The sequence below is a fragment of the Nesterenkonia halotolerans genome (assembly GCF_014874065.1).
Classification (GTDB): Bacteria; Actinomycetota; Actinomycetes; order Actinomycetales; family Micrococcaceae; genus Nesterenkonia; species Nesterenkonia halotolerans.
On the sequence record NZ_JADBEE010000001.1, the window covers coordinates 748,458 to 761,207 of the forward strand.

Annotated in this window: 8 protein-coding genes; all 8 read right to left on the bottom strand. The window is 67.5% G+C overall.

Annotation, left to right across the window (positions count from 1 at the left end):
* Positions 1–75: 75 nt before the first annotated feature.
* Positions 76–1,590: a pyruvate kinase gene (pyk, locus tag H4W26_RS03415; protein WP_192590745.1), complete on the bottom strand. Its 1,515-nt coding sequence runs from the start codon at positions 1,588–1,590 to the stop codon at positions 76–78.
* A gap of 92 nt (positions 1,591–1,682) precedes the next feature.
* On the bottom strand, positions 1,683–3,149 hold the full coding sequence (locus H4W26_RS03420; protein WP_192590746.1) for a glutamate synthase subunit beta: 1,467 nt from the start codon (positions 3,147–3,149) through the stop codon (positions 1,683–1,685).
* Positions 3,142–7,779 carry a glutamate synthase large subunit gene (gene gltB / locus H4W26_RS03425; protein WP_192590747.1) on the bottom strand — a complete coding sequence of 1,546 codons (4,638 nt, stop codon included), beginning with the start codon at positions 7,777–7,779 and terminating at the stop codon, positions 3,142–3,144. The genes H4W26_RS03420 and gltB overlap by 8 nt, the downstream gene beginning before the upstream one ends.
* A gap of 320 nt (positions 7,780–8,099) precedes the next feature.
* Complete coding sequence (gene lgt / locus H4W26_RS03430) at positions 8,100–9,251, bottom strand: prolipoprotein diacylglyceryl transferase (protein WP_318779754.1); 1,152 nt, start codon at positions 9,249–9,251, stop codon at positions 8,100–8,102.
* An 80-nt stretch (positions 9,252–9,331) separates the two neighbouring features.
* Positions 9,332–10,168 (bottom strand): tryptophan synthase subunit alpha, encoded by an 837-nt coding sequence (gene trpA / locus H4W26_RS03435; protein ID WP_225939577.1) that lies wholly within the window; start codon positions 10,166–10,168, stop codon positions 9,332–9,334.
* Complete coding sequence (trpB, locus tag H4W26_RS13635; protein WP_225939578.1) at positions 10,165–11,484, bottom strand: tryptophan synthase subunit beta; 1,320 nt, start codon at positions 11,482–11,484, stop codon at positions 10,165–10,167. Before trpB ends, trpA begins: the two co-directional genes overlap by 4 nt.
* Positions 11,485–11,493: 9 nt before the next feature.
* A complete protein-coding gene (gene trpC, locus H4W26_RS13640) occupies positions 11,494–12,306 on the bottom strand; it encodes an indole-3-glycerol phosphate synthase TrpC (protein WP_225939579.1) in 813 nt (270 codons plus the stop codon).
* Positions 12,307–12,687 (bottom strand): HGxxPAAW family protein, encoded by a 381-nt coding sequence (locus H4W26_RS03445; protein WP_192590748.1) that lies wholly within the window; start codon positions 12,685–12,687, stop codon positions 12,307–12,309.
* Positions 12,688–12,750 lie beyond the last annotated feature (63 nt).

Sequence of the window (12,750 nt, forward strand, 5' to 3'; positions counted from 1 at the left end):
TGCCCTCGGCGCCGAGGTGGCGTGCGAGGACAGCATCATTCTACCTGGCCTGGGCCGGGCAGTCTGTCGAGTGGTTCAGCCCGCGCTGGAGGCGCTGGCGGCTGGCCAGGGTCCGACGGGCTCCTTGTTCGGCGGAGCCGTATCGCCGCGACGGAGGGTCTCGATGTCACCGGAGTCATGCAGATCACCGATGCGGTGCACCTTGACCATGTTCGTGGTGCCGGCCTGTCCTGGAGGGGAGCCGGCGGCGATGACCACGAGCTCGCCCAGCTCGGCCGCGCCCTCTTCGAGCAGCAGCTTGTCGACCTGGGCCGTCATGGTGTCGGTGTGGGTCGCGAACTCCACCCAGCGGGGCTGCACACCCCAGGAGAGCGTCAGGATGTTGTGCGTGTGCTCCACGTGGGTGAAGGCGAAGATGTTCTGCTTGGGCCGGAGCCGAGAGAGCCGGCGGGCCGAGTCCCCGGAGCGGGTGAACGTGGTCAGATGGGCGATGTCCAGCTGATCCGCGATCTCCTTCGCGGCACGGGTGATGGCGCCGCCGCGGGTCTTCGGGCGGGTGCCGAGCTCGGGGATGCGACTCAAGCCCTTGGACTCGGTGGTCTGGATGATCCGGGACATGGTCTCCACGGTCTCCACCGGGTACTTGCCCACGGAGGTCTCGCCGGAGAGCATGACCGCATCCGCGCCGTCGAGCACGGCGTTGGCGCAGTCGGAGGCCTCGGCGCGAGTGGGCCGGGGGCTCTCGATCATGGACTCGAGCACCTGGGTGGCGACGATGACCGGCTTGGCCCAGCGGCGGGCGAGCTCCACCGCGCGCTTCTGCACCAGCGGAACCTCTTCCAGAGGCAGCTCCACGCCGAGATCGCCGCGGGCGACCATGATGGCGTCGAAGGCGTCGACCACATCCTGGAGCGCCTCCACCGCCTGGGGCTTCTCCACCTTGGCGATGACCGGGACGCGGCGTCCCTCTTCGTCCATGATCCGGTGCACAGCCTCGATGTCGGCGGCGTCGCGGACGAAGGAGAGCGCGACCATGTCGAACCCGGTGCGCAGCGCCCAGCGCAGGTCCTCCTCGTCCTTCTCGGAGAGCGCGGGGACGGAGACGGCGACACCGGGGAGGTTGATGCCCTTGTTGTTCGAGACCTTGCCAGGAACCTCGACCTCGGTGAGCACGTCGGTCTCGGTGACCTCGATGGCGCGCAGCGAGACCTTGCCGTCGTCGATGAGCAGCGTGTCGCCGACGTTGACGTCTCCGGGCAGGCCCTTGAACGTGGTGGAGCAGCGGTCCTTGGTGCCCTGGATGTCTTCGACGGTGATCGTGAAGCGATCCCCGACGTCGAGGTAGTGCTCACCCTCGATGAACCGGCCGAGGCGGATCTTCGGGCCCTGCAGGTCCGCGAAGATGCCCACGGCGGTGCGCAGGTCCTTGGAGACCTCGCGCACGGTGTTGTAGGTGTCCTCGTGGACGCTGTAGTCACCGTGGCTCATGTTCACTCGGGCGACGTCGACCCCGGCCTCGATGAGGCGGCGGGTGGTCTCGTAGCCTGCTGTGGCGGGGCCGAATGTGGCAACGATTTTGGCGTGTCTCATGTCTTACTCTGTCCTATCTTCATTGCTGCTAAGCGTTGCTGATGGACTGGCACGACACTGGACCAGGACCTCTTTCTCCGAGCCTATAACAGTCAGCCTGTGAGCGAAATCGCACGATCAGAGGGCTTGACCGGAGCCGGCAGGCGGGTCTCCCCCTCCAGATACTCGTCGACCTTCGCGGCCGCCGCACGGCCTTCCGCGATGGCCCAGACGACCAGGGAGGCGCCGCGTCCGGCGTCGCCCACGGCGAAGACACCCTCCACGGAGGTCTGGTAGTCCTCGGCGCGGGTGATGTTGCCGCGCTTGTCGAAGTCCAGACCCAGCTGACCGGTCAGCGTGTCTGACTCGGCCCCGGTGAAGCCCAGCGCCAGGAGCACCAGGTCTGCGGGGATCTCGCGCTCGGAGCCCGGCTTCGGCGAGCGTGAGCCGTCCGCGTTGTACTGGGTCTCGGCGACCTGCAGGGCGCGGACCCGGCCGTCGTCGTCGCTGAGGAACTCGACGGTGGAGGCCAGGTAGCTGCGCTCGCCGCCCTCTTCATCGGCGCTGGTGAGTTCGAAGACGCGCGGGTCCATGGGCCAGGGCTCGTGCTCCGGGCGCTCGCCCGGGAGCTCCTTGCCGATGGCCAGGGTGGTGACCGACTTCGCGCCGTGGCGGTGGGCGGTGCCGATGCAGTCCGCACCGGTGTCACCGCCGCCGAGGATGACGACGTGCTTGCCATCGGCGCGGATCTGGTCGGCGACCTCATCGCCGGAGGTCGCCTTGTTCGACTGCACCAGATACTCCATCGCGAAGTGCACGCCGGAGAGCTCGCGCCCGTTGACTCCGAGGTTGCGCGGGACCATGGCACCGGTGGCCAGGATGACCGCGTCGTAGCTGGCCTCCAGGGCGTCCCAGGTGATGTCGGCCCCGATCTCGGTGGAGGTGTAGAACCGCGTGCCTTCGGCTCGCATCTGATCGATGCGGAACTCGACGTGGTGCTTCTCCATCTTGAAGTCCGGGATGCCGTAGCGCAGCAGTCCGCCGAGGCGGTCGTCGCGCTCGTAGACGGCCACGGTGTGTCCGGCGCGGGTCAGCTGCTGGGCTGCCGCGAGCCCCGCCGGCCCGGAGCCGACCACTGCCACGGTCTTGCCCGTGAGCCGCTGGGGCAGCACGGGCTCGACATAGCCGCGCGCGATGGCCTCGTCGGCGATGGCGACCTCGGACTGCTTGATGGTGACCGCGGGCTGGTTGATGCCCAGCACGCAGGAGGTCTCACAGGGCGCCGGGCAGATGCGCCCGGTGAACTCCGGGAAGTTGTTGGTCATATGCAGCCGGGAGGAGGCTTCCTCCCACTGGTCGCGCCAGATCAGGTCATTCCACTCCGGGATCAGGTTCCCCAGCGGGCAGCCGGTGTGGCAGAACGGGATGCCGCAGTCCATGCAGCGGCTCGCCTGGGTCTGCACGATGCCGCGCTCGTTGCGCTCATAGACCTCATTGAAGTCCATGATGCGCACCGGCACGGGGCGAGACGGCCGGTCCTGACGGTCTCGGTGCTTCAAGAATCCACGGGGATCAGCCACGGGTCGCCTCCAGAATCTTCTGCCATGCCGCATCGCCATCGGGATCCAGCCCCTCGTCGAGGGCGCTGGAGCGGGCGCGCAGCACGGCGTCGTAGTCACGCGGGAGCACCTTGGTGATCCGCGCATAGGTCTTCTCGGGGTCGTTCAACAGGGCCTGTGCCACCGCGCTGCCGGTCTCCTCGTGATGGCGGCGCAGCAGATCACCGATGATGCCGCGGTCCTCCTCGTCGGGTTCCAGCAGCAGCAGGTCGCCGTTGCGCTGCGCCTGAGAGTTCATCCGCTGGTCGTCGAAGTCCAGCACGAAGGCCGTGCCGCCGGACATACCGGCACCGAAGTTGCGCCCGGTGGGTCCCAGGATCAGCGCCTGGCCGCCGGTCATGTACTCGCAGCCATGATCACCGATGCCCTCGACCACGGCGGTGGCACCGGAGTTGCGCACCAGGAAGCGTTCGCCCACCTGTCCGCGCAGGAACATCTCACCAGCGGTGGCTCCATAGCCGATCACGTTGCCGGCGATCACGTTCTTCTCCGCGACGAACGGCGCCGTTGGGTCCGGATGTGCAATGATCCGCCCGCCGGAGAGCCCCTTGCCCACGTAGTCGTTGGCGTCGCCGGCCAGGTGCAGAGTGATCCCGTGCGGCAGGAACGCGCCGAGGGACTGACCGGCCTCACCGGTGAGCTCCACGACGATGGTGTTGTTCTCCAGCGTCTTGAGCCCCTGAGCCTTGGTCACCTCGTGGCCGAGCATGGTGCCCACCGAGCGGTCAGTGTTGATGACCTTCTTCTCGATCTGCACCTTCTCGCCGTGGGTGATCGCCGAGCCTGCCAGTTCGATCAGGCCCATGTCGAAGTGCTTCTCCAGCTCATGGTCCTGGCCGCGTGTGCGACGCAGCATCGAGGCGGTGATCGGATCGTTGGGGTCGTATCCGTCCAGCACCGCGCCGAGGTTCAGTCCGGCGGACTTCCAGTGCCGCTTCGCGTCGTCCATGTTCAGCGAGTCGATGTGCCCGATGGCCTCGTCCAGGCTGCGGAAGCCCAGTTCGGCGAGGTATTCGCGAACCTCCTGGGCTATGAACTCGAAGAAGTTGACCACGTGATCGGCCTTGCCCGTGTAGCGCTCACGCAGCAGCGGGTTCTGCGTGGCCACGCCCACCGGGCAGGTGTCCAGGTGGCAGACGCGCATCATGATGCAGCCCGACACCACCAGCGGCGCGGTGGCGAAGCCGTATTCCTCGGCTCCGAGCAGCGCCGCGATCACGACGTCGCGACCGGTCTTGAGCTGGCCATCGACCTGGACGGTCACGCGTTCACGCAGGCCGTTGAGCATCAGCGTCTGCTGCGCCTCGGCCAGTCCGAGCTCCCAGGGGGTGCCGGCATGCTTGAGCGAGTTCAGCGGCGAGGCGCCGGTGCCGCCGTCGTGCCCGGAGATCAGCACGACGTCGGCCTTGGCCTTGGTCACACCGGCCGCCACGGTGCCGACTCCATGCAGGGAGACCAGCTTCACGTGGACCCGGGCGCCGGTGTTGGCGCGCTTGAGGTCGAAGATCAGCTGGGCCAGGTCCTCGATGGAGTAGATGTCATGGTGCGGCGGCGGGGAGACCAGCGCGACGCCGGGGGTGGAGTGCCGAGTCTCGGCCACCCAGGGGTAGACCTTCTTGCCCATGAGCTGGCCGCCCTCACCGGGCTTGGCTCCCTGGGCCATCTTGATCTGCAGGTCGTCCGCGTGGGTGAGGTACTGGCTGGTCACCCCGAAGCGTCCGGAGGCGATCTGTTTGACCGCCGAGCGACGCTCAGGGTCCTCGAGCCGCGCCGGATGCTCGCCGCCCTCGCCGGTGTTGGAGCGTCCGCCGAGCCGGTTCATCGCGATGGCCAGGGTCTCGTGGGCCTCCTGAGAGATGGAGCCGTAGCTCATCGCCCCGGTGTTGAACCGCTTGACGATCTCCCCGACGGACTCGACCTCTTCGATGGGCACCGGTTCACGCTGCGCGGTGAGCTTGAACAGCCCGCGCAGGGTCAGCAGCGCCTCGGACTGGTCGTCCACCGACTTGGTGTACTGCTTGAAGATGTCATAGCGGCGGGTCTTGGTGGAGTGCTGGAGCTTGAACACCGTCTGCGGGTTGAACAGGTGCGGGGGGCCCTCACGGCGCCACTGGTACTCGCCGCCGATCTCGAGCTCATCGCCGCGCCCCAGGTCATTGCCGTCCGCCGGGTAGGCGCGGGAGTGGCGCTGCAGGGTCTCGTCGCAGAGAACGTCCAGTCCGACGCCGCCCATCGGCGAATGTGTGCCGGAGAAGTACTGGTCGACCACGTTCTGCGCCAGGCCCACGGCTTCGAAGGTCTGTGCACCGCAGTAGGAGGCCACCGTGGAGATGCCCATCTTGGACATGATCTTGAGCACGCCCTTGCCCAGCGCGGTGAGCAGGTTGTGCACCGCCTGCTCCTCGGAGACGCCGCTGATCTCGCTGCGGCGCACCATGTCCTCGGCGGTCTCCATGGCCAGGTAGGGGTTGACCGCTGCGGCGCCGTAGCCGATGAGGCAGGCCACGTGGTGGACCTCGCGCACATCGCCGGCCTCCACCACGAGTGAGACTCGGGTGCGGTTGGCCGACTTCAGCAGGTGGTGGTGGATGGCCGAGAGCATCAGCAGCGACGGGATGGGTGCCCACTGCGCGTTGGAGTCACGGTCGGAGATCACGATGTAGCTGACCCCGCGGTTGACCGCCGCGGAGACCTTCTCGCAGATCTCACGGATCCGCTGCCGCAGCTCCTCCTCGCGGGAGCCTGCCCGGTAGAGGGCGCGCACCTTCAGCGCGATCTTCGCGCCGTCGTCGTTGCGGATGTTCGCGATCTTGGCCAGCTCATCGTTGTTGATGACCGGGAAGTCGAGGGCGACCTGCTGGGACCTGACCTGCTCGTTGCTCAGCAGGTTCCCGCTCGGGCCGATGTGCAGACCCAGCGAGGTGACCAGTTCCTCGCGGATCGCGTCCAGCGGGGGGTTGGTCACCTGGGCGAAGGTCTGCACGAAGTAGTCGAAGAGCAGCCGCGGGCGGTCGGCGAGGACCGCGATCGGGGTGTCGGTGCCCATCGCGCCCAGCGGCTCGGCGCCGGCGGTGGCCATCGGGCCGATCAGGATGCGCAGCTCCTCGTGGGTGTAGCCGAAGGTCTGCTGGCGCAGCCGCACGGATTCCGGGGGGTGGCGCACATGCAGACGTTCCGGAAGGTCTGCGAGCTCGACCAGGTTGTCCTTCACCCAGTCAGCCCACGGTGCGGAGGAGGCCAGGTCCGCCTTGATCTCCTCATCTTCGATGATGCGCCCCTCGACCGTGTCGAGCAGGAGCATCATGCCCGGGGCGACCCGGCCCTTGCGCACGATCGAGGAGGGCTCCAGGTCGATGACGCCGACCTCGGAGGACATGACGACCAGACCGTCATCGGTGACCCAGTAGCGCGCCGGGCGCAGGCCGTTGCGGTCGAGCATGGCGCCGACCTGCTGACCGTCGGTGAAGGCGATGGCCGCCGGACCGTCCCATGCCTCCATGAGCTGGGCGTGGTACTGGTAGAAGGCGCGCAGACCCGGGTCCATGGTCTCGTGGTTCTCCCAGGCCTCCGGGATCATCATCCGCATGGCCTGAGCCAGCGGACGGCCCGAGAGCATCAGCAGCTCGGCGGCTTCATCGAAGCTGGTCGAGTCCGAGGCGCCGGGAGTGCAGATCGGGAAGAGCGACTCGGGGTCCTCCCCCAGGAGCTCAGACGCCATCATGGACTGCCGCGCGCGCATCCAGTTCCGGTTGCCCTTGACCGTGTTGATCTCGCCGTTGTGCGCGATGTTGCGCAGCGGCTGGGCCAGCGGCCAGGACGGGAAGGTGTTCGTGGAGAAGCGGGAGTGGACGATGCCCAGCGTGGTCTTGAACCGCTCATCCGAGAGATCGGGGAAGAAGGGCTCCAGCTGCGCGGTGGTCAGCATGCCCTTATAGGTGATCGTCTTCGAGGACAGCGAGGGGAAGTAGACGCCCAGGCGGTTCTGGCCGCGCTTGCGCAGCCGCCAGCCGCGCTGGTCGAGCGAGCCCGAGGCGGAGTCCTGGAACTCGAAGGAGTCTTCGGCGGCGGCGCCGAGGAACACCTGGCGGAAGAAGGGCATGGATTCCTTGGCGAGCGTGCCGATCATGGAGGCGTCCACGGGGACGTCTCGCCAGCCCAGCACGTTCAGTCCCTGCTCGGTGGCGAGGTCTTCGAAGCTCGCGCACATGGTCTGCCGCTCGGCCTCAGACTGCGGCAGGAAGGCAGTCCCTGCGAGATACTCCCCCGCCGGTGGAAGATCGAACTCGGTGACGGCGCGGAAGAACTCGTCCGGGATCTGGGTGAGCAGACCCGCGCCGTCGCCGGTGCCGACGTCGCCGCCCACTGCACCGCGGTGCTCGAGATTGCGCAGCGCCACCAGCGCGTGGTCCACGATGTCGTGTCCGGGGGTCCCCCGCAGGGTGGCGACGGCGGCCATGCCGCAGTTCTCGTGCTCATTGGCAGGATCGTAGAGGCCGGCCTTCTCGGGGAAAGCGGCAAAGCGCTGATAGGGACTCGTGACCTTCAGCGCGTCTGCGCCGAGCGCTGCCTCGAATGATTCGAGAGTAGACATGACGGTCTTCCTTCCTCCGCATGCGGACGTTTCATGGGGAGGGGACGTCTTCGGCCCCTTCGTGATACACGGAGTCTGGGACCATTCTCCCAATTTCAGCGGGACTGTGCGTCCTGCTCGGAAAAAGTCTCCAGCGGATCCGTCGGTCTTCTGTCCTGCGTGGCGCAGTCAGGCTGTGACCCTGCGCTGCTCGGGTGTGTCCCGGCGCTCGGTGCTCAAGCGGTGCGGATTGGTCGGCGCACCGTCTTCGTCGTCATCCCGCTGGTGGGCAGGGGATGCCCCAATCCTCCTGCCAGCCCACAGCCGTTGCAAGTTCGATCTCAGGATTTGGGACGGTCTTGTTCGGCGGGGCTGGAGGATTCAGCTGGGCGATCAGACTCGTTCGGGGGCAGATCGGACTCCTCCGACTCCCCTGGACGCTCCTCGGCTGCCGCGGCGCTGCGCTCCTTCGTGGTGGAGGCGGCGTCGTCGTTCTCCTCGCCGATCAGGACGCTGTGGTCCTCTGCTCCGCGGGGCCCCTGGCCGGGCCGGTAGATCTCCAGCTCCTCGGCCAGCGCGACCTCGGTGCGCGGACGGCGGGTCCAGAGCCAGATGAGCATGCCCAGGGCGAGGATGAAGAGGAACACTGACATCCACATGTTGAGTCGCCATTCGAGGCCGAAGATGTCGATCCACTGGGTGGACTTCGTCATCTCGTCCACGCGCAGGGACTCGACCCAGAAGCGACCCAGGGCGTAGTAGGCCACATAGGTCCATGCGAGCAGACCCTGCTTGACGGCGAAGCGGCGATAGAGCGCGATGAGCAGGAAGAAGCCCACCAGGTTCCAGATGCTCTCGTAGAGGAAGGTCGGGTGGAAGAGCGTGTCCTCGCCGGCACCGAGCGGGGGCGCCTGGTGGCGCTGAGAGGTGTCGATCTCCAGGCCCCAGGGAAGATTGGTGGGGCCGCCGTAGAGCTCCTGGTTGAACCAGTTGCCCCAGCGACCGATGGCCTGCGCGAGCAGCACGCCAGGGACGAGCGCATCGGCGAAGGCGCCGAACTTCATCCCGTAGCGGCGGCAGGCGAACCAGACGCCGACGCTGCCCAGGGCCACTGCACCGACGATGCCGAGGCCGCCGAGCCAGACCTGCGGAATCAGCGACAGATCGCCGTCCTCCCCGAAGTAGGCGTCGGGAGAGGTGAACACGTGATAGAGCCTGCCGCCGATGATGCCGAGCAGCACGGCCCAGATCAGTGCATCAAAGACGTTCTCCGGCTGTCCTCCGCGCGACTTCCAGAGTCGACTGGCGACGAAGTACGCCGCGAGGATGCCCAGGCCGATGGCCAGCCCGTAGAAGCCGATCTGGAACGGGCCGACGAGGTCGATCCCGTCGGTCGGCGGGGCGGGAAAGGCGGCAGTGATCTGGGCCCCCGCTGGCGCGGCGGCTTCCACGACGGTCTGCAGCGCGCTGACCGGACTGGAGGTGTGAGACACGGTGTCCTCTCGCAATGATGATTCGCCAGAACGACGCCGGAGCGCTGACCTGGCTGATTCGTGATCCGGTGCAGTCTATGTCATCGAGGGACGCCGGCTCCGGTGAGCTCGGCAGTCAGCTCCGCAACTGCTTCAGGTCCGCCGTCGCGCAGTGCGACGACGAGCGCGGTGCCGACGATGACACCGTCGGCGTAGCGACCGATCTCCTCGACATGGGAGCGGGTGGAGACGCCCAGGCCCACGCAGACCCGTTCGGCTCCGGCGCTCTTGGCCGCCGCGACCACGCGTTCCGCGGCGTCGGACACCTGATCCCGGGCACCGGTCACGCCCATCACCGAGACCCCGTAGACGAAGCCGCGGGAGGCGGCGACGATCTTCTCCACGCGCTCAGTCGAGGAGGACGGGGCCGTCAGGAAGACCCGATCCAACCCATGACGATCCGTGGCGGCGATCCACTCGCCGGCCTCATCGGGGATGAGGTCCGGGGTGATCGCGCCCGCTCCCCCGGCAGCCGCGAGACGGCTGGCGAACTCCTCGGCGCCCATGCGGTCGATCAGGTTGTAATAGGTCATCACCAGCACTGCGGCGTCGGTGGCCTCGACCACTGCCTCCACGATCTCGAAGACCTCCGGGAGGCGGAACCCGCGAGCGAGGACCTCCGTGGTGGCCTGCTGGATCACCGGACCGTCCATGACGGGATCCGAATAGGGAACACCGATCTCGATGACGTCGGCGCCGTTGCGGGCCAGCTCGATGGCCGCCGCGATCGAGGTGTCCTTGTCCGGGTACCCGGCGGGCAGGTAGCCCACGAAGGCGGCGCGTCCCTGGGCACGCGCCGCCTCGATGGCGCGCGCGGTCTTGGACGCGGTCATCGACGCCTGTGCGCCGGGCTGCGCCGGAGTGGCTTCGGTGCTCATGCCTGAACTCCCGTCTCGGGTGCAGGAGATGGGCTCTCGTCACCGGTCTTGTCTGCGGTCTCGGTCTCGGCCACCGGGTCGTTCTCCTGGCCCGGAAGCATCCGGAACCATTCAGCGGCGGTCTCCACGTCCTTGTCCCCGCGTCCGGAGAGGTTGATCATGATGATCTTGCCCTCACCGTCCGCGCCCCAGCTGCGGGAGAGCCGGGCGGCGCCGGCCAGCGCGTGGGCGGACTCGATGGCGGGAATGATGCCCTCGGTGCGGCACAGCGATTCGAAGGAGGACATGCATTCGGTGTCGGTCACCGGTTCGTAGGTGGCGCGACCGGTCTCAGCCAGATAGGCGTGCTCCGGGCCGACGGAAGGATAGTCCAATCCGGCGGAGATCGAATGCGAGTCCACCGTCTGTCCATCCTCGTCCTGCATCAGGTAGGACCGCGCGCCATGGAGCACGCCGGAGCGGCCCAGCGTGATCGCCGAGGCGTGCCGACCGGTCTCGACCCCGTCGCCTCCGGCCTCGAAGCCGTAGAGCGCGACCTCGGGGTCATCGAGGAACCCGTGGAAGAGGCCCATCGCGTTGGAGCCGCCGCCCACGCAGGCCGCGACCACATCGGGAAGGCGTCCCTCCATGGAGAGGATCTGCTCGCGCGCCTCCTCGCCGATGACCTGGTGGAACCAGCGGACCATCTCAGGGAACGGGTGTGGGCCGGCGACCGTGCCGAGCAGGTAGTGGGTGTTCTCCACCGAGGCGACCCAGTCGCGCAGCGCCTCATTGATGGCGTCCTTGAGCGTCTGCGCGCCGTGGTCCACCGGGACCACCTCTGCCCCGAGCAGGCGCATGCGCGCGACGTTGAGCGCCTGCCGCTTGGTGTCTGCCGAGCCCATATAGACCACGCAGTCCATGCCCATCAAGGCGGCCGCGGTGGCCGTGGCCACACCGTGCTGGCCGGCACCGGTCTCGGCGATCAGCCGGGTCTTGCCCATGCGCTGCGCCAGGAGCGCCTGTCCGAGGACGTTGTTGATCTTGTGCGAACCGGTGTGGTTGAGGTCCTCGCGCTTGAGGAAGATCCGGGCGCGACCAGCCTGGGCGGCGAAGCGGGGGACCTCGGTCAGCAGTGAGGGTCGTCCGGTGTAGTCCCGGCCGAGGCGCTGGAACTCGGCGATGAAGGAAGGATCTTCCTTGGCGTCACGGAAGGTGCGTTCCACCTCATCGAGGGCCGCGACCAGTGATTCCGGCATCCAGCGGCCACCGAAGTTCCCGAAGTAGGGACCCTCGTGGTCGCGGTATTTCTGGGTCTCCTCAGCGGGAGCACTCATGGTCTCTCCTCAGTGTTCGTGGACAAGACTCGCGGTACGGAAGCGACGCAGGGCCTCTGCGGGCTCCCCGTCCCTGACCAGGGCCTCTCCGACCAGCACGGCGTCGGCGCCTTCCAGCGCGTAGTCCGCGACGACGGCGGGGCCGGTGACGCCGGACTCGGCGATCCGCACCACATCGGCGGGAAGGTGACGCGCCATCGTGGCGTAATGGGCGACGTCGACCTCCAGGGTCTTCAGATTGCGCACGTTGACTCCGACGATCTTGGCCCCGGCAGCCACTGCCCGGGAGATCTCCTCTTCAGTATGCGCCTCGACGAGCGCCTCCATGCCCAGCTCGTGGGTCAGTGCGAGGAAGCGGGCGAGTGTCTCGTCATCGAGCGCGGCGACGATGAGCAGCACCAGGTCCGCCCCATGCGCGCGAGCTTCGTGGAACTGGTACTCATCGACCATGAAGTCCTTGCGCAGCACGGGGAGCTGAACGGCGGCTCGGACGGCGTCGAGGTCCGCCAGGCTTCCCTTGAAGCGTCGTCCCTCGGTGAGCACGCTGATCACAGCGGCCCCACCGGTCTGGTAGGCGCGCGCCAGAATGGCCGGATCGGGGATCTCGGCCAGCTCACCCTTCGAGGGCGAGGACCGCTTGACCTCAGCGATGATCCGGACGCCCTGGGGATCGCTGCGCCCCGCGGTCAGCGCGGCATGCGCATCGAGTGCGGGGGCCGCTGCGGCGGCACGAGCGACGATCTCCTCGAACGGGACCGCACTCCGACGCTCCTCGAGGTCCTCGCGGACTCCGGCGATGATCGAATCGAGAACGCTCACCATTCAGTGCGCGGCGGTCTCGGGCCGCCGCTTGTCCTTGCTGCTTCGGGAGTTGTCCGCATTGGCGGGGCCCTGGTGATCGCGGGCGCTCTCGTGCTCGCTGATGACCTTCTTGGCGTCCATCTCCACGCCGTAGCCCTTGGCCTTGAGCACCAGGCCCAGGACGATGGCCAGCGGGAGGAAGAGGATCGAGATCCAGACCAGCACCCAGACCTGGGTCACCATGCCGATGCCGGCGATGATCGAGCCCACCATGATGCAGATGCTCAGCGACCAGGCGGCGGGGGTGGAGCCGTGACCGATGTGATCGTGATGGATGTACTCGTCATCCACCTTCTCGCCGGGTGCCGGCTCGGTGTCGCGCAAAGCTGAGGTGGTGCTCATCCTGGTCCTCTCTGGAACGTGCTTCAGTGCTCATTCAGTCTGCTGACCATTCTGCCACGTATG

Excerpts from the sequence above, each read along its gene's own strand:
- pyk (WP_192590745.1), bottom strand. The coding sequence starts at position 1,590 with ATGAGACACGCCAAAATCGTTGCCACATTCGGCCCCGCCACAGCAGGC.
- gltB (WP_192590747.1), bottom strand. The coding sequence starts at position 7,779 with ATGTCTACTCTCGAATCATTCGAGGCAGCGCTCGGCGCAGACGCGCTG.
- trpA (WP_225939577.1), bottom strand. The coding sequence starts at position 10,168 with ATGAGCACCGAAGCCACTCCGGCGCAGCCCGGCGCACAGGCGTCGATG.
- trpB (WP_225939578.1), bottom strand. The coding sequence starts at position 11,484 with ATGAGTGCTCCCGCTGAGGAGACCCAGAAATACCGCGACCACGAGGGT.
- trpC (WP_225939579.1), bottom strand. The coding sequence starts at position 12,306 with ATGGTGAGCGTTCTCGATTCGATCATCGCCGGAGTCCGCGAGGACCTC.
- H4W26_RS03445 (WP_192590748.1), bottom strand. The coding sequence starts at position 12,687 with ATGAGCACCACCTCAGCTTTGCGCGACACCGAGCCGGCACCCGGCGAG.